Raw genomic sequence first — 20,935 nt, 5'->3', positions numbered from 1 at the left:
GGACGCCCCATGCGCATGCCCACCGAACAGGTCCTGGTCAACCTCGCCCTCTACGACGGTGTCCAGGACGCCTCCCAACCGGATCGCGGCATCTGGATCGACGCCGACGGGATGATCCGGGCCGTCGGTCAGGTCGACGACGTCCTCGCCGAGGCCGGCGCCGCCCGGGTGGTCGACCTGGGCGGCGACCACGTCATGCCGGGTCTGACCAACATGCACGTCCACCTCTCGCTGGGGTTGCCCGGCCACCTCGCCGACACCGTGCACGGTGCCAACCTGGCCGAACTGGTGCTGATGATGGCCGACTCGGCCCGGCGCACCCTGCACTCCGGCGTCACCACCGCCCGCCTCGTCGGGGAGAGCCGGTACGCGGACTTCGCCCTGCGCCGGGGGATCGAGGCCGGCGCGGTCGACGGCCCGCGCATCTTCACCGCGGGGCACGCGCTCTGCTGCACCGGCGGGCACGGCTGGGAGGCCGACGCCCTGGAAGCCGACGGTGCGGACGGGTTCCGTCGGGCCACCCGCGAACAGCTTCGCGCCGGCGCCGACCTGATCAAGGTGTGCATCTCCGGCGGGATCGCCGGTCAGCACGAGGCGATCGACACCCCGCAACTGCTCGACGACGAGATGGCCGCCGTCATCCGCGTCGCCCACGACTGGGGGCGCAAGGTCACCGCGCACGCCGGCCCGGCCGACTCGGTCCGCCGCGCCGTGGAACTGGGCCTCGACTGTGTGGAGCACGGGTACGAGCTGACCGACGACGTCACGCGGCTGATGGCCGAGCGGGGTGTCTGGTACGTGCCGACGATCGTGGTGAGTCGCTGCGAGCAGTTCTTCCGCGACTCCGGGGTGCCCGGCTGGCTGATGGACCGGGCCCTCGCCGCCGGCCCACGGCACTGGGAGAGCCTCCAGCACGCCATCCGCAACGGCGTCCCGATCGCCCTGGGCAGCGACATGCCCCCGCACGCCGGCTACGACGAGACCACCGCGACGGTCCGCGAACTGGAGTTCATGGTGGACGCGGGCATGCCCGTCGCGGACGCGCTCAAGGCCGCCACCGTCCGCCCCGCCGAGTGGCTGGGCCGCGCCGACACCCTTGGCAGCATCGCGGTGGGCCGGCACGCCGACCTGTTGGTGTTGCGCGACGACCCGACCCGCTCGGTGTCGGCGCTGCGCACCCTGCACGCAGTGGTGAAGGGCGGCGTCGCGTACCGCGACGACCACGGCCGGTTCGGCGTACCGCGATGAGCAGCATCACCGACGTCGCCGACGGGTACCTCGACGCGCTCGCCGAGCTGGACCCGCAGGCGGCCGAGGCGGTGGGGCGTACACCGGTGTCGCAGGTCCCGGACCTCTCGCCGGACGGCTTCGACGCCCGCGCGGAGCTGGCCCGACGCACCGCGACGGCCGCCGCCGCGGCGACCACCCACGAGCCCGGTGAGCGGTCCCTGGCCGACGCCCTGCTCGACCGGCTGGCCAGCGAGGTCGACCTGTACGACGCGGGGTTCACCACCCGACTGCTCGCTCCGCTGGCCACGCCGGTGCACCTGCTCCGGCAGCTCTTCGACAACCTGCCCCGGAACACCGGGGACGACTGGGCGGTGGTCGCCGAGCACCTGCACCGGGTGCCCGACGCCCTCGACCGGTACGCCGCGACGCTGCGCCGCTCGGCGCAGCGGGGACAACTGGTCGCCCGCCGGCAGGTGCTGGTGGTCGCCGACCAGTGCACGTCCTGGACCACCGCCGACTTCTACGGGCGGTTGGTGGAGGGCTGTCCCGGCGGCCCGTCCGCCACGCACCTGCGGCGGGGCGCCCGGTTGGCCACCGAGGCCACCGTCGGCTTCGCCGCGTTCCTGCGGACCGAACTGGCACCCGTCGCATCCGACGTGGACGGTGTCGGCGGCGACCTCTACCGGGTCACCGCCCGCAGCTTCCTCGGCGCCACCGTCGACCTCGACGAGGTGTACGCGTACGGCTGGGCGGAGTTGGACCGCACCGCCGGTGAGCTGCGTGCCGTCGCGGGCGAGCTGGGCCACTCGCGGGTGGCCGCGGCGCGCGCGGCCCTGGACGCCGACCCGGCCGGCCGGGTGTCGGCCGGGCCCGCCCTGGAGGAGTGGCTGCGCCAGCGCACCGACCTGCTGACCGACGCGCTCGACGGCACCCACTTCGACATCCCGGCCGTCCTACGGCGGGTGGTGTGCCGGATCAGCCCCGCCACGTCCGGGGTCATGTACTACACGCCTCCCGACCCGGCGTTGACCCGTCCCGGTGCGATCTGGTGGTCGGTGCCCTCCGGCGAGTCGACAGTGCCGGTGTGGCGGCACGTCGGCACGCTGTGCCACGAGGGGTTGCCCGGTCACCACCTCCAGCACGCCGTCACCCTGACCACCGCCAATCTGCACCCGTGGCAACGCCACCTCTGCCAGGTGCACGGGTACGCCGAAGGGTGGGCGCACTACGCCGAGCGGCTGGCCGACGAGATCGGCCTGTACGCCGACCCGGCCGAGCGTCTCGGCATGCTCGACGGCCAGATGTGGCGGGCCGCCCGCGTGGTCATCGACCTGGGCCTGCACCTCGGGCTACCGATCCCGGCCGGCAACGGGTTCACCGAGGAGCGGCGGTGGACGCCGGACCTCGCTGTCGACGTCCTGACCCGCGTCGCCGGACTGGACGCCGAGACGGCCCGTTTCGAGGTGGACCGGTACCTCGGCTGGCCGGCGCAGGCCCTCGCCTTCAAGGTCGGTGCGCGGTTGTGGCAGCAGGCCCGCCGGGAGGCCGAACAGCGCGAGGGGACTGCGTTCGACCGGAAACGCTTCCACCACACCGCGTTGGCGCTCGGGCCCATGGGACTGGATCCGCTCCGCGCCCGCCTGGCCGACCTGCCCTGACCGTCCGTACCCGCCGTAACCGATCGAAAGTGACAGCCGATGAGCGACGAGCTCGCCACCACCATCACCGACCTGTACCGGTCCCTCGGCGACCGGCCCGCCTTCGACGCGCATCTGCACCCCGACCTGACGTTCTGGGAGTCCGACGCGGACGGCTTGCTGTCCGGCCTGTCCGCGCTGGACGACCTGCGGGACCGGCGGGCGACCCGGGCGTCGGGGCCGGCGCCGATCTCGGTGGCGCCGGAACACCTGCACGCCGACGCCTGGGGCGACACCGGTCTGGTGCGCTACGTGCTGCGGGCCTGCTTCGCCGACGCCCGGCCTGACGAGTGTTTCCGGGTGACCGACGTCCTGCGCCGCGAGGATGGCTCCTGGCGGATCGTGCACCACCACGCGGAGGCCGTGCGATGAGTGCCGAGGAACCCACCACCGACCTCTACGACCTGCGGGTCGTGGTGGAGCGGATCGAGGGCCGCTCGGTGTGCGGCCTGCAGCCGGGCGACCACATCGACCTGACCGGCTCCAACCGGCTCACCATCCCCGCCGGCAAGCACTTCTGCCTGTACGCCCTGGCGGCGTGCCTGCCGCTGCTGCCGGCGAAGCAGCGGGCGCTGGCCGAGGGCGACTGGATGGCACGGGACAGTCACGTCGCCTGTCCGGACCCGGACGAGCGGCTCATCATGCGCATCGAACGGACCGGCCTTCAGCGCATCCCCACCGAGGAGTTGACGTGAGCGTTGGGCTGGTCGGCATCGGCCTGCAGTCCGACAAGTCCGCCGACGAGTACGCGGAGCTGGCCGAGCTGACCGAGCGGCACGGCTTCGACGTGCTGTCGGTCTTTGGTGACCTGATGTACCAACCGCCGATATTTCCGCTGCTCGTGGCGGCCCGGCACACCCGGCGGATCCGGCTGGGCGCGGCGTGTCTCAACCCTTTCACCATGCACCCGGTGGAGGTTGCCGGTCAGGTGGCCGCACTGGACCTGGCCTCGCGGGGCCGCGCCTACCTGGGGTTGGCCCGGGGCACCTGGCTCAACGAGATCGGTGTGCCGCAGGTCCGTCCGATCCGGCGCATCGTCGAGACGGTCGCCGTCGTGCGGCTGCTGCTCGCCGGTGACGACAGCGGTTTTCAGGGTGCGGAGTTCACCGTTGCGCCGGGCACGTCGCTGCGGTACACGCCGGCCCGCGCCGACGTGCCCGTCCTGGTCGGCACCTGGGGGCGGCAGACCGCGCGGGCGGCGGCCGGGTTCGCCGACGAGGTCAAGGTCGGCGGGTCGGCCAACCCGGCGATGGCCCGGATGATGCGTGGCTGGCTGGACGACGCGGCGGTCGCGGGCCGGGACCGCACGGGTGTCGTGCTCGGCGCGGTCACCGTCGTTGACGAGGACGGTGCGCTGGCCCGCCGGGTCGCGCGCCGGGAGGTGGCCATGTATCTGGCGGTGGTCGCCGCCCTCGACCCGACGATCGAGGTGGACCCGGAGCTGCTGGCCCGGATCCAGCAGCACGTCGGCCGCCGGGACGACGACCTCGCCGGCGCACTGATCGGCGACGACCTGCTCGACCTGTTCGCCTTCTCCGGCACGCCCGAGCAGGTCGCGGGGCAGGCCGCGGCGGTGTTCGACGCCGGGGCGAGCCGGGTGGAGTTCGGCACCCCGCACGGGTTGACGCCGCACGGTGGCATCGACCTGCTCGGCCGACGGGTGCTGCCGTTGTTACGGGCGTGAAAACCTCTCGTCGAGAACCGACCCGAAGATCGTTTCCGTGCATATGATCTTGCGGGAAGTCGCCCGAAGAGGCGCTTTCGTCCACATTAGACGAGGAGCACCATGCTCAGGACAACGCGGTGGCTGTTGGCCGTCGCCGTCACGGCCAGCACGCTGACCGCCCTACCGGGCGGCGCGGCCACGGCCGGACCCAGCCACATCGGTCAGGCCGGCGCACCCGCAGCCTCGACCGATCCGAAGACGCACACCGTCACCCTGCTGACCGGGGACGTGGTGACCGTACGGGACACCGGACCGGGCTGCCCGCACGCCACGGTACGGCCGGTCGACGAGAACGCGGTGATCCGCCAGACCTGTGGCCCCGACGGTCACCTGCACGTCATCCCCGCCCGCGTCGCGCCCCAGATCGGCTCGGTCCTCGACCCCGACCTCTTCGACGTCACCACGCTGATCGCCGACGGGTACGACGACGAGAACACCCTCGAGCTGCCGCTCATCGTGCTGCCCGCCACGGCGTCGGCGCGGGTGGCCGCGCTCGGCGACGTGCTGCCGTTACCCAGCATCGGCGCGGTCGCCGGCCGCGTACCCAAGAAGGGCCCGGCAACCGCGAAGCTGGCGACGAACTCGCTGCTGGCCGGCGCGAAGAAGGTCTGGCTCGACCGCAGGGTCCGCGCCACCGCCCTGACCGGCGGCAAGCACGCCGACCTCGACCGCAACCTGGAGCAGATCGCCGCATCCGACGCGTGGAAGGCCGGCTACACCGGCAAGGGGAGCACCGTCGCGGTGCTCGACACCGGTGCCGACTTCACCCACCCGGACCTGGTCGGCCGGGTCGCCGACCGGGCCGACTTCACCGCCGAGGGCGGTGACGCCGTCGACCACAACGGCCACGGTACGCACGTCGCCGCCACCATCGCCGGCACCGGCGCGGCAGCCCAGGGCCAGCGTCGCGGAGTGGCGCCGGACGCCCGGCTGATGATCGGCAAGGTCCTCGACGACCACGGCTCCGGTGAGGATTCCGGCATCATCGCCGGTATGGAGTGGGCCGCCGCCCGGGCCGACGTCATCAACATGAGCCTCGGCGGCAGCGACCCGGACGACGGCAACGACCCGCTCTCGCTCGCCGTCGACGGACTGAGCAAGCAGACCGGCGTCCTCTTCGTCATCGCCGCCGGCAACAGCGGCGGCGCGATCTCCTCGCCCGGCTCCGCCGCCAGCGCGCTGACCGTCGGCGCCGTCGACCGCAACGACAAGCTCGCCGACTTCTCCAGCCGCGGACCGCTGGTCACCAGCCACGTGGCGAAGCCGGAACTGGTCGCGCCCGGTGTCGACATCGTCGCCGCCCGGGCCGCCGGCACCAACCTGCAGGATCCGATCGACGAGCACTACGAGGCGATCAGCGGCACCTCGATGGCCAGCCCGCACGTGGCGGGCGCCGCCGCGCTCCTCGTCCAGCGGCACCCCGACTGGACCGGCGAGCAGATCAAGGCCGCGCTCGTCGGCGCCGCCGACCCGCTGACCGGTGTCGACGCGTACGCCGTCGGGGCCGGCCGGCTCAACGCGGCGCGGGCCCTCGGCGGCCCGAGCAGCAACCAGCCGGTGGTCAACCTCGGCACCTTCGCGTACCCGCAGTCCGGCACCGGCGAGGCGAAGCTGAGCTGGACCGGCGCGGCGACCCCGGCGACGACCCACCTCGACCTCGACGTGTCGGTGGTCAACCACGACGGCCAGCCGGTGCCGCGCGGGGCGGCGTCGCTGTCGACCAACCGGGTGACGCTCAAGCGCGGTTCCACCGCCGGTGCGACGGTGCGGATCAACCGTGCGGCGCTGTCCAGCCGGCCGGGCTTCTACCTGGCCACCGTCACCGCGCGTGGTCCCGGCCGCAAGCTGGTCGCGACCACCCCGGTGAGCTTCTACGTCGAGCCACCCAGCTATGACCTGACCATCCGGACGAAGCCGCTGCCCGGCCTCAAGGAGGGCGCGGAGAGCTGGATCAACCTGCTGGTCACCAACCTCGTCGACCCGGTGGTCTACTACAGCGGCGCGGGCGGTACCCCCGGAGACACCTTCACGCTGCGGGTGCCGGCCGGCCGGTACGCGATCCTCGGCTCGTCCGTCGCCTACTACGTCGACAGTGACGTGCTGGAGACGACGCTCGCCGCCGAGGCCGACCTGGACGTGCGCGGTGCCCGGAGCGTGACCCTCGACCCGGCGCGGGCCAAGCCGGTGACGGCGACCGTCGACGGGGTGCCCACCACACCCACCAGAACCGACCTCACCAACGTCCAGACCGCGCCGAACGGGTTGTCCTGGTGGCACCAGGTCAGCGGGTACGGGTCCAAGACCACGGTCCGCACCACCGCGATGCCGAAGCCCGGTGTCGGGTCCCGGCGCAGCTGGGCGGCCGTCAACCTCGATTCGCCGGCCGGCACCGCCAAGCCGTACCGCTACAACCTGGTGCACGAGTACCCGGACGGCCTTCCGGCCGACCCCGCCTTCCGGGTGGGACGGGCCGAGCAGGCGACGCTCGCCCGCATCGATGAGCGATTCCACCAGATGGACTCGGAGGGGATGGTCACCCAGCTGATCCGCAGTGGCTTCACGCCGGACGGGTTCCCGGTGACGCAGACCCACGAGGGGAACCTGCCGCCGAACCGCACCGACTACCTCTCGCCCGGGTTCCGCTGGGCGGACGAGGGTGTCTACGGTGGCCTGTCGGCCCAGGAGGCGCCCCGCAGCTACCAGCCGGGCAGTCAGCAGACCAAGGTGTGGGCGCGGCAACCCCTGCACTCCGGCTTCTACGACGACCCGGCCGGCGTCGACAGCAGCTGCGCCACCGCGCCGTCGCGGACCCGGGGCAACCTGCACATCGACCTGGTGTCGCTGACCGACCAGCACCAGCGGGCCGACTGCCTCCAGGGCCCCTCCATCGGTGTGAACCGCAAGCTGTCGCTGTACCGCAACGGCAAGCTGGTCGAGGAACGGGACCGCCCGCTCGCCGACTTCACGGTGCCGCAGCAGTTGTCGGACTACCGGCTGACCCTCGACGTCGACACGAGCCTGATCCTGCCGATCTCCACCAAGGTCAGCACCTCGTGGACGTTCCGGTCGGCGGGGCCGGACGGGACCGCAAGCGTGCCGTTGCCGCTGCTCGCGGTGGACTACGCGCTGCCGATGGACACCAACAACCACGCCACCGGCGGTACGGCCGAGCTGGCCGTCCGACAGGCGCACGGTGTCACGGCGCAGAAGGTGACCTCGTTCGAGGTCTGGACGTCGACCAACGACGGTGCCACCTGGACCTCGGCCCGGGTCACCGGCAGCGGTGACAGCTACCGGGTCGTGCTGCCGAAGGCCGCCGCCGGGCAGGCCGTCTCGTTGCGGGTGAAGGCCGGCGCGAACGGTGGTAGCGGCATCGACCAGACCATCATCCGGGCGTACCACGCCGGCTGACGGTCACCTCGCTGGTGCGGCCCGGGCCCCCGACCGGGCCGCACCGGCACCCCGAGACCGTCATCGGTACCGGCTGAGGACGTCACGCAGTCGGTTCTCCGGGCCCCGGACAAACAGGGCTCGGATCTCGACGAAGGGGTTGTTGCCGGGTCGGTACCTTTCGTCGTCGTCCTCTTCGTACTCGTCGCGTGGATCCTGGGGCATGAGCACGAACGGTGTGCCGTCCTGGTCAGGGTGATTCACCGGGAGTTGTGGGTTGCAGTGCCACACGGTGCCGTAGTGCCGGTTCTGCACCTCGCCGAGGTACCAGGCCGAGACTGCCACGATCGGATCCTCCTGAGCCGCGCTCACCTCCTCCCAGGTGGAGAACTGCCGCCGGAGCAGGTCTTCGAGCTGATCCAGCGACCCGGGCGTGAAGTCCCACGCCTGGCCACTCTGCTGTGCCCACCCCGGGAAGGCCGCCTCCTGCTTCGCCAGCCACGCGTTCAGCCGTGGGTTGTCGGCCCACTCCTGTTCTTCGCTCTGCCGATCGACGCTCATGGCGTTCCACCCTACGACTGTGGTGGCGCGAACGTAACGATCCTGCATCCAAAGCTATCGATCAGGTGGTGCTGGACTGCACCGGCGGCGAACTCACGCCTAGGGTGCCTGACGGCGCTGGTGACCAGATGACTACGGGGAGGCATCTGCCGCAGCGCCTCCGCTGTCTGGACTTTCAGCCTCCCCAGACGAGGATCCAGATGAGCTACCCGACACCCAGACGTCGCCCACGCAACCTGGCGCGAATCGCGGTGGCGGTCGCCTGCGCCAGCGTGATGACCTTCAGTGGCCTGCCTGTTCTCACCGGCGCGGAGGCGGCACCGAAGGCGAAGCGCTGCGACGAGATGTACGGCGTCAGAGGCGATCCAGCGAGGCCGGGCGGACTGCCGGCGGACAACACGATCCGTCGGGAGGCGGACTGGGACGAGTACGAGTTCGACAACCCACGGCAGGCCATGGACGGTCTGACCCTTCCCTCTGACCCGGCCGAACGCACGAAATTCCTGGACGAGATCGGCGAGGACAGCTCGCGATACAAGGAGGGCGACCCGAAGCGGGTCTACGCCACCTACAACAACAACCAGAAGAACGGCACCAGGCCGTTCGCGGGCACGTTCGACGAGTGGCTGAACGAGGTCTACATCGAGAACTACGCCCGTAACCGGCGTGGTGCCGCGTTCACCGCGAAGATCGTACGCGATCTGAACCTCGTCGGACCGGACTGGCTGTGTGAGGAGTACATCCTCGACAAGGACGGCAAGACCATCCGCAAGTACGACGCGGCCAACCACCGGACCAAGGAATTCGTCGAGTTCAAGTCCGGCGGCGCGCACGACACGAGTCAGCCGCCGAAGGACCGCGTCGTACTCCAGGACCCGAGGTACCAGGACTACAAGCTGCGGTACGCCTTCGGCCAGGAGCAGGAGCCGAAAACCAGGACGGCTGTGCGGAACCTGGGCGCGGACATCGGCAACGACGCGCAGGGCAGGCCAAGGGTCACCACCTACGAGCACCGTTCCACCGCAGTCGTCCGCTATACGCCTGGCCCGCACAGCAGGTACGACTCCACCCTCAACGCCAAGCCGGGCGTGAACCAGGGCTCACGCGGCGGCGGCAACGACATGATCAACCGGTCCGCGCCGAACCCGGAGACCGCGCGCCAGCAGATCGAGCGTGCCCGTCAGTTGGACACGACCGGTCAGCGCGTGCGTGGTCCCGGCGGCGTGGACTTCTCCACCCTGGAACTGCGCTTCGTGGGCGCGCCGGTCAAGGGCGAGGGCCTGGACTATTCCTTCAGCGCCAAGAAGATGCCAGATCCGGACACCAATCCCGGTGCGGGCGGCAAGGAAAAGGCGGAGCTGGTCTCCGACTCGTTCTTCACCTGGCTCGCGCTCACCCCGGACAAGTTCTGGGTGAACCTCAACCCGGACCAACCCGACAAGATCATGGACGACCGGTTCGGCGAGACCGACGCTGGCCGCGTGCTGCTCGAGGCTGACCTGGATATGAAGCACGACTTCGCCCAGACGATGAACCCCAGCACCGACCGCGGCGCCCGCTTCTGGGACTCGCTGAGCCGGGTCGACGGACGGCCCTGCCTGCACAGCATCCGCAACTGGATCGTCCCCCAGCCGGCGCAGGTGCGGGAGCAGGACGGCGGCATCTACATCCTCGACGCGCCGCTGAAGGTCAACTCCGTTCCGCAGGAGGTCAACACGCCTGTGCCAGGCGGCACCTGCGACCTGACCAAAGCGCAGATCGAGCACAACCAGAACCTCGTCAACACCATGATCCTCCCCGAAGTCGAAAAGAAGATCAACAACCATGCGGCGTACGCCGACCTGCGCCGGGTGTACACCTCGCGCGTCGCCGCGGAGTGGATCAGGCTGCAGGACGCGGAGAAGGCCACCGACTACCGCGCCATCATCAACAGCAACGAGGTGTCCCGATGGCCGATCCGCGGTGCGAAGTGGGACAAGAACGAAACCTGGCAGCGGTACCTGAAATCCTTCAAGGAGGGCGACTACAGCTTCGAGCGTGAGTACGGCGGCAGGGTCTACGTCTACACCGTCGGTGGCGTGGACTTCTCACAGGCACCGAAGAAGAACATCACCAAATCGGAGTTCACCACGGCGCACCCGCACCTGCCGCGCACCACGCAGACCTCCGTCAAGGCGATGACCGACGACGCCGAGACCAAGAACATCCTCTACCTCGGCGGTAACACCACCGTGAAGGCGTCCAGGGGCGGAGGCGCGACCCCCGAGCCGCCGTCCAACGACGGCGGATCGGGTGGTGGTCTGCCCATCACCGGCGACAGCCTGCCCATCGGTCTGGTGCTCACGTTCGCTGCCGCGCTCATCGCCGTCGGCAGTGGCATGCTCTGGTGGACGCGTCGCCGTCGGCGATTCCAGAGCTAGCTGTCCCGTTCAGGTCTCCCGGGTGGGCCGGTGCGGTCTCCGGTTGCTGGTCAGCGCGTTGGCTGACCAGCAACCGGAGACCTCGGGCCCGCCCTCGACCCGGTGCCGAATCCTTCTGTGGCCGGAGGTTTCGATCCAGCGGGGCGGCGTTCCGGTCGCTGATCGCGGCCGGTCTGCTGCTCGCCTGGCGGGTCACTGGCCCTCCCAGACCGCCTTCGCCCCGGAGTCGCCGGTACGGAACACGTAGTAGACGGCGACGCCGGCGGCCACCACCGACAACACCTGCAACGCCACTGTCAGCGCAGGGGCGGGGCGCCGGTCGGCGTCACCGTCGGCCGTCGTCGGCGCGACGAACCAGACCAGTGCCAGCGCCACGACGGCCAACCCGATCGTCGCGTACAGCGTGATGTCGCCGAAGTCCTGATGCGCCTCGAGCTTCGGGAGGAATTCGGGAGTGACCCGGTTGGCCGCCTGTAGGCGTTCGAGGAAGGCGTCACCGGAGAGCTTCGTCAGCAGGGCGGCGATCGGCGCGCCCACGGCGAGCAGCCCCAACACCCAGCGGGTGTGCGGCCGGATCGGGGCGACCAACGCGTAGCCGACGGTCAGCAGGGCCAGCAGCGGCACGAACACGACCGCGGCGTGCAGCAGCAGAGGGTGGGCGGGGATGCCCATGAACTCCTCGAACATCGGCGTCTCCTCCTGATACCGGCCGGACGTCGATCGTCCGGGCATGGACGCTATCGGTACCACTCCGATGTGTCAGCCCCCACGATCGCCCGGTGGGACGCGACGAGCCACGGCAGACTCAGGTCACCGCCGCCCGTACGCCGAGGCCGAGCAGGATCGCGCCGGTCAACCGATCGAACGCGCGTCGCACCGAGGCGGTGCGGAGCAGCCGGGCGGCGGCACCGGAGACCTCGGTCCAGCCGGCGAGCCAGCAGGTGTGCAGCGCGGCGTGTGCCGTGGCGAGAAGCACCATCGGTACCAGCACCGGCCGACCCGGTTCGAGGAACTGTGGTGCCAGGGTGAGGTAGATGGCGGCGGCCTTCGGGTTCAGCACGTTGCCGAGCAACCCCTGCAGGTACGGGTGGTCCACCCGCCAGGGCAGCCTCCGGCTGGCAACCGTCGGTGGTCGTTCCGCCGTCGTGCGACGGCGCGACGCGGACCAGAGCAGCCAGAGCCCGAGCCCGACCAGGTAACCGGCCCCGACCAGCTTGACGACCCAGAACGCCTGCGACGAGCGCAGCACCAGCGCGGCCAGACCGACGGCGGCCAGGGCGGCGTGCACGTACAGCCCGGTCACCGTACCCAGGATCACCCACCAGCCCTGCCGCCGGCCGCCGCTGGCGACCCGCGAGACGACCAGGGTCAGGCTCGCGCCCGGCGTGGCGGTGATCGGCGCGACGGCGAGCAGGAAGCCGAGCACCGCGACCCCGTGCACGCTCAGACCACCGCCCGGTAGTGGGTGGTGAGCAGCCCGGTGTCGTCGTACACGTGGAACGCGACGCCGGGCGGCTGGGTCTGGGTGGTCAGCGGGCCGTCACCCTCCCAGGGCATCCGCAGCGTGGAGACCACACCCGGTGCGATCCGCAGTGGACGGCCCGCGAAGGTGCTCGCTGCGGCGGTGTGGAAGTGCCCGGTCAGCACGGCGACGACCTGGGGGTGGGCGGCGACCAACTCGGCCAGGGCGTCGGTGGGCAGCAACCTCATCGGGTCGATGACCGGGTGGTGCAGCACCACCGGCGGATGATGGAAGGCGATGAACGTGGGCGTTTCGGCCGGTACCGAGCCCAGTTCGTCGGCGAGCCACCTCATCGTCTCGTCGTCCAGGTGGCCGTCATCCTCGCCCGGCACCGAGGAGTCGGCAAGGAGGAAGACCGCGCCACCCACGTCGTGCCGGGCGTTGATCGGCCCGGTGCCGCCGCTGGCGTCGCCGAGCAGACCCTTGCGGTACGCGTCGCGCACGTCGTGGTTGCCGGGGCAGACCAGGACCGGCAGCGGGGACTCGAAGAGTTTCGCGGCCAACTCGTACTCGGCCACCTCGCCGTGGTCGGCGATGTCCCCGGTGATCAGGATCGCGTCGACCTGTCGTGGTAGGCCGTGCAGGTAGTCCATGACCCGGGCGGTCCGCTCGGCCGATCGGGGATGGCTGTCGAGGTGGGTGTCACTGAGGTGCGCGATGACCAGCACGAAGCTTCTCCTAATGGCTAATAACGTCAAAGCCGTTAGGGAAGCTACTCTGGGACGGGTCGGCCGCACAAGCCGGAACGAAGGAGAGCCCATGTCAGCGCACCTCGCGCTCGCTCTGGCCAGCACGATCCGGCACGACGGCAACGGTGGCGTCGCCGACGACCTCGGCGACGTCGCCGGCCTGACCCGTTGGCTCGACGAGCAGGCCGAACTACTGCCGGAGTACGTCGGCGGACGCGACGTCCTGGTCGGCGTGGCCGACGAGCAGACCCGGCTCGACGTGGTGGCGGTCCGACGTGCCACCCGTACCCTCTTCGCGGTGGCGGTCCGCCCGGGGCCGCCGAGCCGGGCCGACTCCTCGTCGCTGCTCAGCCCTCCGGAGGCGGTCGACCGGCTCAACCAGGCCGCCGCGCTGCTACCGGTCCGCCCGGTGCTGCGCTGGCCGGAGCAGGGCGTGCCAACGCTCAGCTGGCAGGGCGAGGCGGCCGAGGCGCGACTGCGGCTCACCGCGGGGCTGGCCCGCGCCGCCGTCGAGTTCCTCGCCAGCCCGGCCCGCGACCTGCTGCGCGCCTGCCCGGCGCCGCGCTGCGTACGGTATTTCGTCAAGGACCACGCGCGGCAGGAGTGGTGCAAGCCCTCCTGCGGCAACCGCGCCCGCGTCGCCCGGCACTACCAGCGCCACACCACAGCGCGATAGTTGCCGCGTCTCAGCTCCGGGAGCGCGGGAGGCAGTCCTTCTTGTACTTCAGGCCCGAACCGCACCAGCAGGCGTCGTTGCGCTCCGGTGGCCACGGGATGCGTGCGCTGGGCCGCGCCGCCACCTCGGCCGCGTACCCCGCCCGCACGGCCGCGTCCGCCGGATCGCCGTCACGTCGAGAGGCGAACGCGGTCAACCCGGCCACCGTCGCGCCGAACACGCCCAACCCGGCCTGACCGGCGTCCCTGAGCCGGACCAGTTCCTTTTCCAACCGGCCCCGGTGCGCGTCCCAGTCCGGCCCGTACACCTCGGCGAGAGCGGGCTGCTCGGCGACCAGCCGGTCGAACTCGCCCCGGGGCCAGAAGAGCAGGTCGGATTCGGCGTCCCGGCGCTCGCCGGCCCGGCGCACAAGTTGGGTCTCCAGCCGGTCCGCCAGGTCGTCCTGCCGGTCGTGCGGCAGATTCAGGTTCCGGCGTACCCGATGCCGCTGTTGCAGCAGGAAGAAGGTGACACCGGGTGCGTCCGGCGGACCGAGATCGACCACCGGGTCGACCGCGGTCGACGTGGCCGAACCGGCGGCGGTCGCGCGTTCGTTGAGCACCGCGTCGACCGCCTCGCTCAGCCACTGCTCGGCGATCGCCGAACGACCACCGGCATCCAGCGCCGCGCTGACGTAGGCGGGGGCGTCGGGCTGCGTGCGCAGCAACGGGCGCAGCGCCGTCAACTCCGTCATCGCCTCGTCGTCCCGACCACCGGCCCGGAACAGCGCCCGGGCCCGCAACGCCCGGGCGAACCCGGCCCGGGGGTCCTCCCCGGACGGGTACGCCGACACCGCCTGCTCCGCGTACCGCAGCGCCGCGTCGGGCCGGGCCCGGATCTCGGCGATCTCGGCGGCCAGCGTCAGGGCGTCCCCGGCGTCGTCCGGGTCCTCCAGCCGACCCTGCTCCGCCGCCTCAGCGAGATCGGCCGCGACACCGAGCGGATTGGCTGTCCCGAGCGCCGAACGGCGAAGTTCGGCGAGGTCAGCCTTGGTGAGTTTGTCTCTGGTCGGCACTATCCCACGGTACGTCGGGGTCCTCGCGGTACGCCGGCAGATCACCTGTTACGCCGCTCTCAGCCGCCCGCCGGGCAGACTACGACCAGGCGCCGGCCGCCGCGGCCTGAGCGGCGTAGCTGTCGAAGTCGAGCGGGTCCCGTCCGAGAACCCGACGTACCCCGTCGGTCGGTTCGGCGAGGTGGCCCGCCCGCATCCCGGCGAACAGGGCGTTCAACGCCGTGGCCGTCTCCGCCGGACAACCCTCGGCGAGCAGCTCGGCGTGGTACTGCTCCGGGGTGAGCTGTACGTAGCGGATCGAACGGCCGGTCACCCGGGCGATCGTCGCCACCGCCGCAGCGAAGGTGAGCGCACGAGGACCGGACAGGTCGTACACCTGTTCGTGGTGACCGGGCGACGTCAGCAGCGTCGCGGCCACGTCGGCGACGTCCTGGGCGTCGACGAACGGCTCCGGGGTGGCGCCCATCGGCAGGGCCAGCCGACCGTCGAGCAGCGGTTGGCGAAACAGGTCCTCGCTGAAGTTCTGACTGAAGTTGTTCGGCCGGATGATCGTCCACTCGATGCCGGATTTCCGCACCGCCTCCTCGGCGGCGACCATGCCGGGGGAGAAGTCACCGACCCGGTCGATCCCTCGGCCGGAGAGCGCCACGATCCGGCCGACACCCGAGTCGACCGCCTGGGTCACGAAGTCGGTGGCCAGCGCCGGATCCTCCGGAGCGAGCAGATAGACCGCGGAGGCACCCGCCAGGGCCGGCCCCCAGGTGTCCCGCCGCGACCAGTCGAACCGCACCTCGCCGGAGCGAGAGGCGGCTCTCGCGCGCTGACCCGCCGCGCGCAGCGTCTGCACCAGCCGACGACCGGTCTTGCCGGTCCCTGCCATCACGAGTGTCGAACGTGCGTCCGTCGTCATGACCACGAGTCAACGCGCCCGGCCGCAGGCGGGACATGTCCTGTCGTACGCGTGGCATGTCCGATCGTCCGCGGTCCATCCTGCGCGATCTATGGTCGGTGGCATGGACCCGTTCGACAATCTGCTGCGCGGTCTGCACGCCGACGGCGCGGCCTTCGGCCGGTCGGTGCTGACGCCGCCGTGGGCGCTGCGGTTCACCGACGGCGCTCCGCTGACGCTCTGCGTTCCGATGCGGGGCGAGGGCTGGATCTCTCATCCGGAGGCCGACAAGCCTCGCCTGGTCCGGCTCGGCGAGGCGGCCATCGTGCGCGGGCCGGCGCCGTTCGTCTTCTCCGCCGAGCCCCGGTCGAGCTTCGAGCCCGGGGAACTGCGGGACGTCCGGCGCGGCCAGACCGGGGCCGTCGACCCGGTGGGCGCGGATCACACCGACCGCCTCGTGCTGCTGGTCGGGGTGTACCACGTCCGGGGGCGGGTGCCTCAGCGGTTGCTGGGCGCGCTGCCGCCGGTGCTCGTCGTGCCGGAAGACCAGGACTGCGCCGCGCTGCGCGACTACCTGGACGCCCAACTCGACGCGGGTCGGCCCGGACGGCAGGTGGTGCTGGACCGCCTGCTGGACTGGTTGTTGGTGTGCACGGTTCGGGACTGGTTCGACCAGCCGGAGGCCGAGGCGCCCGGCTGGTACCGCGCGCTGAGCGACGAGACGGTCGGTCCCGTGCTGCGCGCCATGCACGACGCGCCGGGCCGACCGTGGACCCTGTCCAGCCTGGCCGCGCAGGCCGGCGTCTCCCGGTCCACACTGGCCAAACGGTTCACCGCGTTGGTGGGCGAACCGCCGCTCACCTACCTGACCGACTGGCGCATGACAGTGGCGGCCGACCTGCTCGCTGCATCGACGGCGACGGTCGCCGCCGTGGCGCGTCAGCTCGGCTACGCGGACGCGTTCGGCTTCAGCGCGGCGTTCAAACGCGTACACGGGGTGAGCCCGAGCGGGCATCGACGACTCACCCGGGCCGACGCCACGGCTGCGTGACCGCTGCTCCCCAAGGCCCAGAGTCGGTCGACGAGTGGTCGCGGAACCAACGAACTACGGTCATCTGCCGTCAACCCGTCGTCGATAGCGTCCGGTCGCCAGTTTCTCGACCAGATCGCACAAAAGGCGGAGTTATGGGCACGGTGGATCGGCGCACGTTCCTCAAGGCGATGGGGGTTCCCGCGATGGGCGCGGCGCTCCCGTTGGACCTCAGCAAGGCGCTCGCCATCCCGGCGAACAACCGGACCGGCACGATCAAGGACGTCGAGCACGTCATCATCCTGATGCAGGAGAACCGCTCCTTCGACCACTACTTCGGCACCATGCGCGGCGTACGCGGCTTCGGTGACCCCCATCCGGCGACACTGCCGTCCGGCAAGGACGTGTGGCACCAGCCCAACGGGGCCGACGAGCTGCTGCCCTTCCGGCCCGAGGTGAAGGACCTCGGCCAGACCTTCCTGCCGGACCCGCCGCACGGCTGGAACGACGGGCACGCCGCCTGGAACGACGGCCGGTTCGACAGGTGGGTGCCCAACAAGGGCGTCACGGCGATGACCTACCACACCCGCCAGGACCTGCCGTACCACTACGCGCTCGCCGACGCGTTCACCGTCTGCGACAGCTACCACTGCTCGCTGATGGGGCCGACCGACCCGAACCGCTACCACATGTTCAGCGGCTGGGTCGGCAACGACGGCAAGGGTGGCGGGCCGGTCATCACCAACGCGGAGGCCGGCTACGACTGGTCCACCTACCCGGAGCGGCTGGAGCGCAACGGCATCTCCTGGAAGATCTACCAGGACGTCGGCACCGGCCTGAACGCCGCCGGCTCCTGGGGCTGGACGAACGACCCGTACATCGGCAACTACGGCGACAACTCGCTGCTCTACTTCCACCAGTACCAGAACGCGCAGCCCGGAACGCCGCTGGCCGACAAGGCCAAGACCGGCACCGAGATCCGCACCCAGGGCCGCGACCCGGAGGCGCTGCTGGCCGACTTCCGCGCCGACGTCGAGGCGGGACGCCTGCCCCAGGTCTCCTGGATCACCGCTCCCGAGGCGTACACCGAGCACCCGAACTGGGAGCCGGCGTACGGCTCCTGGTACATCTCCCAGGTCATCGACATCCTCGCGGCGAACCCCGAGGTGTGGAGCAAGATGGCGCTCTTCATCACGTACGACGAGGAGGGCGGCTTCTTCGACCACGTGGTCCCGCCGACCCCGCCGCAGTCGCGGGAGCACGGGCAGTCCACGGTGCCCACCACCAACGAGATCTTCCCCGGCGACGCCGACCACCCGGCCGGACCCTACGGGCTCGGCCTTCGCGTACCGATGATCATCGTCTCGCCGTGGACCCGCGGCGGGTACGTCAACTCGCAGGTCTTCGACCACACCTCGCTGATCAAGTTCCTGGAGGCGCGGTTCGGGCACGGCCGCCCGGACCTGATCGAGCAGAACATCACCCCGTGGCGGCGTGCCGTCGTCGGCGACCTGACCACGGCCTTCGATTTCCGACACCCGAACCGCTCACGCGAGGTCCGGCTGCCCGACACCGACGACTTCAAGCCCGAGGACCTCGTCCGGCACCCCGACGAGGCGCCGGTCCCGCCGGCGGACCAGCGGCTGCCGAAGCAGGAGCACGGGGTACGCCCGGCGCGGGCCATCCCGTACACCCTGCACGCCGACGGGCACCTCGCCGACGGCGCGTTCCGGATCGACTTCCGCAACTCCGGCGGGGTCGCCGCGGTCTTCCAGGTCCGCCAGGCCGGCAGCGCGGACGCCCCGCGCAGCTTCACCGTCGAGCCGGGCAAGCACCTGACCGACACCTGGACGGTCGAGACCGGTTACGACCTGTCCGTGCACGGGCCGAACGGGTTCTTCCGCCGGTTCACGGGCCGCCGGTCGAACCTCGACGTCACCCCCTCGTACGACGAGCGGGACTTGAAGGTCGCCCTCACGCTCACCAACCGTGGGTCGAAGCGGGTCGAGGTGACCGTCCGGGACCGCTACCACGCCCGTCCGGTCAAGCTGTCGCTGCGGCCCGGCGAGACGGAGCGGGCGCAGTGGCCGCTCTCCCGTACCCACGGCTGGTACGACCTGACCGTCAGCGTCGCGGGTGACGCCGCCTTCGAGTACCGGTACGCGGGCCACGTCGAGAACGGCAAGGACAGCATCAGCGACCCGTCCCTCGGCGGGCTCGTCTGATCTGACGCACGCCGATGCCGTGCCGGGCAGCCGCCACGTGGCCGCCCGGCACCGGCGTGGGTTCAGTCGTCGCCGCCGCGCCCGGCGGATGCGGCCGGGGCGTTGCCCCAGACCGCCTTCGCCCCGGAGTCACCCACCCGGTAGACCTGGACCAGGTTCGCGGCCGCCACGACCAGGGCCAGCACCGCGATCACGACCGCGACCTTTCCCGAGGCGCCGGTTCGCTTCCCGGCCGGCGGGGCTGTGCGACGGTGCAGCCAGACCAGCGCGACCGAGGCGACCAGCAGCGGTAGCGCGAACCAGATCAGCGTGTCACCGAGTTGGGCGTGCACGCCCGGGTCGCCGACCCGACGCTCCAGCCCTTCACCGGTGGAGGAGGCGACCGGCACCGCGATCGTGGCCAGCGCGGTGATCAGCACGACGAGCCCGCCGTAGCGGCCCCGCCAGGACGGCCGGACGGCCAGCGCCGCGACGCCGATCGCGGCCAGCGGCAGCAGGACCACCACGGCGTGCACCACGAGTGGGTGCAGCGGCAGTCCGTTGACGGTGTCGGGCATGAGATCTCCTCGGCGCTCGGGATGTCACTGCCAGTCACCATATTTCGCGATTCTTGCGAAGTTCTTGCGCGATCGGTTCAGTACGCGGGTAGCAGCAGCGTGAATGTGGCACCGCGACCCGGAGCGCCGCTGACCTCGAGTGATCCCCGGTGGGCCTGCGCGACCTGTTGCACCAGCGCCAGCCCCAACCCGAAGCGGCGGCCCGTCCCGTCCGTGCCGTGCGCGAAACGGGCGAAGAGACGGTCCGCCTCGGCCGGGTCGAGGCCCACCCCGTCGTCGGTGACCTCGGCGGCAATCCGAGCGTCGCGGCGTTGCACGGTCACGGTGACGTGCCCGCCAACGGCCACGTGCCCGATGGCGTTGTCCACCAGGGCGGTCAATGCCCGGCGTAGGGCAGTGCGAGCACCCCGGACCAAGGCTGCCCCGGTGGCCTCGACGCGTAGCTCGATCTCCCGCTCCCGCGCGTACGCGGACATGCTCGCCACCACGTCGTGGGTGACCTCCACCAGGTCGACCACCGTGTCCGGTGGCGGCTGGTGCTCGGCCGCGGCGGAAACCAACAGGTCCTCGACGACCTCGCCGAGCGTCCGCGTGTCGGCCACCAGTTGGTCGAGTTGATCGCTGAGCTGTTCCGCCGGCTGGGTCCGGGCTCGACGGGCGAGCACCTGGGCGCGGGTGTGCAGCACGGTGAGCGGGGCACGAAGCTCGTGGGAGGCGTCGGCGACGAAGCGGCGTTGCAGGGTCAGTGCGGTGGCCAGGGGAGCGACGGCCCGCCGGGCGAGCAGGGCCGCGGCCACCAACGCTCCGGCCAGGCCGGCCAGCTCGGCCACCAGCAGCGCGATGCCGAGCTGGTCCTGTCGCTCGCGCAGTGGCGCGAGGTCGGCGGCGACTGCCCAGCGGCTGCCGTCGGGCCGGTGGGCGACCACCACCCGGACAGGGCGGTCGTCGCCCGCGTCGGTGTCGAACCTCCCCGGCCCCCGCCGCAGCGCGCCGTCGAGGACCCGGACCAGCTCCGGCGATGCGCTGCTGGTCACCTCAACCCGGTCGGCTCCGCTCGTCTGCCGCGCGAGGAACTGGCCCGGCGGCGGGTCGTCCACGTCCTCGGCCATGACGAGCACCTGACCCAGCTCGGAGTTGAGCGCCCGGGATTCCTGACGGCTGGTGAGGACGAACATCAACGCGCCGACCAGCAGCAGAACAACGCCGATCGCCCCGGCGGTCTGCGCCACACTGCGCCGTCGGGCACGTTTCAGCCGGGCCTCGTCCACG

The 20,935-nt window shown here is 71.3% G+C and carries 18 protein-coding genes; 10 read left to right on the top strand and 8 right to left on the bottom strand.

Going from position 1 to position 20,935, the window contains the following annotated elements:
* The first annotated feature begins 9 nt into the window (after nucleotides 1-9).
* The 6 genes from QSK15_RS25610 to QSK15_RS25585 all read left to right on the top strand — a co-directional run bounded on the left by QSK15_RS25610 (nucleotide 10) and on the right by QSK15_RS25585 (nucleotide 8,064).
* Nucleotides 10-1,248 carry an amidohydrolase family protein gene (locus tag QSK15_RS25610; protein ID WP_285796694.1) on the top strand — a complete coding sequence of 413 codons (1,239 nt, stop codon included), beginning with the start codon at nucleotides 10-12 and terminating at the stop codon, nucleotides 1,246-1,248.
* The gene (locus QSK15_RS25605) at nucleotides 1,245-2,888 is read left to right on the top strand and encodes a DUF885 domain-containing protein (RefSeq protein ID WP_285796693.1); all 1,644 of its coding nucleotides are present in this window, start codon (nucleotides 1,245-1,247) and stop codon (nucleotides 2,886-2,888) included. Before QSK15_RS25610 ends, QSK15_RS25605 begins: the two co-directional genes overlap by 4 nt.
* Before the next feature lie 39 nt (nucleotides 2,889-2,927).
* Nucleotides 2,928-3,299 carry a nuclear transport factor 2 family protein gene (locus QSK15_RS25600; protein ID WP_285796692.1) on the top strand — a complete coding sequence of 124 codons (372 nt, stop codon included), beginning with the start codon at nucleotides 2,928-2,930 and terminating at the stop codon, nucleotides 3,297-3,299.
* The gene (locus QSK15_RS25595) at nucleotides 3,296-3,622 is read left to right on the top strand and encodes a TIGR04076 family protein (protein WP_279516523.1); all 327 of its coding nucleotides are present in this window, start codon (nucleotides 3,296-3,298) and stop codon (nucleotides 3,620-3,622) included. The genes QSK15_RS25600 and QSK15_RS25595 overlap by 4 nt, the downstream gene beginning before the upstream one ends.
* Nucleotides 3,619-4,611, top strand: a complete 993-nt coding sequence (locus tag QSK15_RS25590; RefSeq protein ID WP_285796691.1) for an LLM class flavin-dependent oxidoreductase — start codon at nucleotides 3,619-3,621, stop codon at nucleotides 4,609-4,611. The genes QSK15_RS25595 and QSK15_RS25590 overlap by 4 nt, the downstream gene beginning before the upstream one ends.
* A 102-nt stretch (nucleotides 4,612-4,713) precedes the next feature.
* Nucleotides 4,714-8,064 carry a S8 family peptidase gene (locus tag QSK15_RS25585; protein ID WP_285796690.1) on the top strand — a complete coding sequence of 1,117 codons (3,351 nt, stop codon included), beginning with the start codon at nucleotides 4,714-4,716 and terminating at the stop codon, nucleotides 8,062-8,064.
* Nucleotides 8,065-8,124: 60 nt separating this feature from the next.
* Here the strand turns inward: QSK15_RS25585 and QSK15_RS25580 are convergent, their stop codons facing one another.
* Nucleotides 8,125-8,604 carry a hypothetical protein gene (locus QSK15_RS25580; protein ID WP_285796689.1) on the bottom strand — a complete coding sequence of 160 codons (480 nt, stop codon included), beginning with the start codon at nucleotides 8,602-8,604 and terminating at the stop codon, nucleotides 8,125-8,127.
* A gap of 200 nt (nucleotides 8,605-8,804) precedes the next feature.
* Here QSK15_RS25580 and QSK15_RS25575 point away from each other — a divergent pair, with 200 nt between their 5' ends.
* Nucleotides 8,805-11,024 (top strand): hypothetical protein, encoded by a 2,220-nt coding sequence (locus QSK15_RS25575; protein WP_285796688.1) that lies wholly within the window; start codon nucleotides 8,805-8,807, stop codon nucleotides 11,022-11,024.
* Between the two features lie 192 nt (nucleotides 11,025-11,216).
* Here the strand turns inward: QSK15_RS25575 and QSK15_RS25570 are convergent, their stop codons facing one another.
* The 3 genes from QSK15_RS25570 to QSK15_RS25560 form a co-directional block, all read right to left on the bottom strand.
* Nucleotides 11,217-11,711 (bottom strand): DUF2231 domain-containing protein, encoded by a 495-nt coding sequence (locus tag QSK15_RS25570; RefSeq protein ID WP_285796687.1) that lies wholly within the window; start codon nucleotides 11,709-11,711, stop codon nucleotides 11,217-11,219.
* A gap of 118 nt (nucleotides 11,712-11,829) precedes the next feature.
* Nucleotides 11,830-12,465, bottom strand: a complete 636-nt coding sequence (locus QSK15_RS25565; RefSeq protein WP_285796686.1) for a LysE family translocator — start codon at nucleotides 12,463-12,465, stop codon at nucleotides 11,830-11,832.
* Between the two features lie 2 nt (nucleotides 12,466-12,467).
* On the bottom strand, nucleotides 12,468-13,214 hold the full coding sequence (locus QSK15_RS25560) for a metallophosphoesterase (protein ID WP_285796685.1): 747 nt from the start codon (nucleotides 13,212-13,214) through the stop codon (nucleotides 12,468-12,470).
* Nucleotides 13,215-13,305: 91 nt separating this feature from the next.
* On the opposite strand from QSK15_RS25560, the gene QSK15_RS25555 reads away from it, so the two are divergent.
* Nucleotides 13,306-13,911: a CGNR zinc finger domain-containing protein gene (locus tag QSK15_RS25555; RefSeq protein ID WP_285796684.1), complete on the top strand. Its 606-nt coding sequence runs from the start codon at nucleotides 13,306-13,308 to the stop codon at nucleotides 13,909-13,911.
* A 10-nt stretch (nucleotides 13,912-13,921) separates the two neighbouring features.
* Here the strand turns inward: QSK15_RS25555 and QSK15_RS25550 are convergent, their stop codons facing one another.
* The gene (locus QSK15_RS25550; RefSeq protein ID WP_285796683.1) at nucleotides 13,922-14,965 is read right to left on the bottom strand and encodes an SEC-C metal-binding domain-containing protein; all 1,044 of its coding nucleotides are present in this window, start codon (nucleotides 14,963-14,965) and stop codon (nucleotides 13,922-13,924) included.
* A gap of 79 nt (nucleotides 14,966-15,044) precedes the next feature.
* A complete protein-coding gene (locus QSK15_RS25545) occupies nucleotides 15,045-15,875 on the bottom strand; it encodes an NAD(P)H-binding protein (RefSeq protein WP_285796682.1) in 831 nt (276 codons plus the stop codon).
* 103 nt (nucleotides 15,876-15,978) lie between these two features.
* Here QSK15_RS25545 and QSK15_RS25540 point away from each other — a divergent pair, with 103 nt between their 5' ends.
* The gene (locus tag QSK15_RS25540; RefSeq protein WP_285796681.1) at nucleotides 15,979-16,905 is read left to right on the top strand and encodes an AraC family transcriptional regulator; all 927 of its coding nucleotides are present in this window, start codon (nucleotides 15,979-15,981) and stop codon (nucleotides 16,903-16,905) included.
* Between the two features lie 134 nt (nucleotides 16,906-17,039).
* A complete protein-coding gene (locus tag QSK15_RS25535) occupies nucleotides 17,040-19,109 on the top strand; it encodes a phosphocholine-specific phospholipase C (protein ID WP_285796680.1) in 2,070 nt (689 codons plus the stop codon).
* Nucleotides 19,110-19,171: 62 nt separating this feature from the next.
* Here the strand turns inward: QSK15_RS25535 and QSK15_RS25530 are convergent, their stop codons facing one another.
* Nucleotides 19,172-19,666, bottom strand: coding sequence for a DUF2231 domain-containing protein (locus tag QSK15_RS25530; protein WP_285796679.1), 495 nt, complete (start codon nucleotides 19,664-19,666; stop codon nucleotides 19,172-19,174).
* A 77-nt stretch (nucleotides 19,667-19,743) separates the two neighbouring features.
* Nucleotides 19,744-20,934 carry a sensor histidine kinase gene (locus QSK15_RS25525; RefSeq protein WP_285796678.1) on the bottom strand — a complete coding sequence of 397 codons (1,191 nt, stop codon included), beginning with the start codon at nucleotides 20,932-20,934 and terminating at the stop codon, nucleotides 19,744-19,746.
* Nucleotide 20,935 lies beyond the last annotated feature (1 nt).

The sequence above is a fragment of the Micromonospora sp. NBRC 107095 genome, assembly GCF_030269705.1.
Lineage (GTDB): Bacteria > Actinomycetota > Actinomycetes > Mycobacteriales > Micromonosporaceae > Micromonospora > Micromonospora parva.
The sequence above is the reverse complement of the archived record's forward strand: the minus strand, read 5'-3'. Positions and strand labels throughout refer to the sequence as shown.

What these genes read in the sequence shown, in the direction of transcription:
- QSK15_RS25610 (WP_285796694.1), top strand. Translation starts at nt 10, where the DNA reads ATGCGCATGCCCACCGAACAGGTCCTGGTCAACCTCGCCCTCTACGAC.
- QSK15_RS25605 (WP_285796693.1), top strand. Translation starts at nt 1,245, where the DNA reads ATGAGCAGCATCACCGACGTCGCCGACGGGTACCTCGACGCGCTCGCC.
- QSK15_RS25600 (WP_285796692.1), top strand. Translation starts at nt 2,928, where the DNA reads ATGAGCGACGAGCTCGCCACCACCATCACCGACCTGTACCGGTCCCTC.
- QSK15_RS25595 (WP_279516523.1), top strand. Translation starts at nt 3,296, where the DNA reads ATGAGTGCCGAGGAACCCACCACCGACCTCTACGACCTGCGGGTCGTG.
- QSK15_RS25585 (WP_285796690.1), top strand. Translation starts at nt 4,714, where the DNA reads ATGCTCAGGACAACGCGGTGGCTGTTGGCCGTCGCCGTCACGGCCAGC.
- QSK15_RS25580 (WP_285796689.1), bottom strand. Translation starts at nt 8,604, where the DNA reads ATGAGCGTCGATCGGCAGAGCGAAGAACAGGAGTGGGCCGACAACCCA.
- QSK15_RS25575 (WP_285796688.1), top strand. Translation starts at nt 8,805, where the DNA reads ATGAGCTACCCGACACCCAGACGTCGCCCACGCAACCTGGCGCGAATC.
- QSK15_RS25570 (WP_285796687.1), bottom strand. Translation starts at nt 11,711, where the DNA reads ATGTTCGAGGAGTTCATGGGCATCCCCGCCCACCCTCTGCTGCTGCAC.
- QSK15_RS25555 (WP_285796684.1), top strand. Translation starts at nt 13,306, where the DNA reads ATGTCAGCGCACCTCGCGCTCGCTCTGGCCAGCACGATCCGGCACGAC.
- QSK15_RS25545 (WP_285796682.1), bottom strand. Translation starts at nt 15,875, where the DNA reads ATGACGACGGACGCACGTTCGACACTCGTGATGGCAGGGACCGGCAAG.
- QSK15_RS25540 (WP_285796681.1), top strand. Translation starts at nt 15,979, where the DNA reads ATGGACCCGTTCGACAATCTGCTGCGCGGTCTGCACGCCGACGGCGCG.
- QSK15_RS25535 (WP_285796680.1), top strand. Translation starts at nt 17,040, where the DNA reads ATGGGCACGGTGGATCGGCGCACGTTCCTCAAGGCGATGGGGGTTCCC.
- QSK15_RS25530 (WP_285796679.1), bottom strand. Translation starts at nt 19,666, where the DNA reads ATGCCCGACACCGTCAACGGACTGCCGCTGCACCCACTCGTGGTGCAC.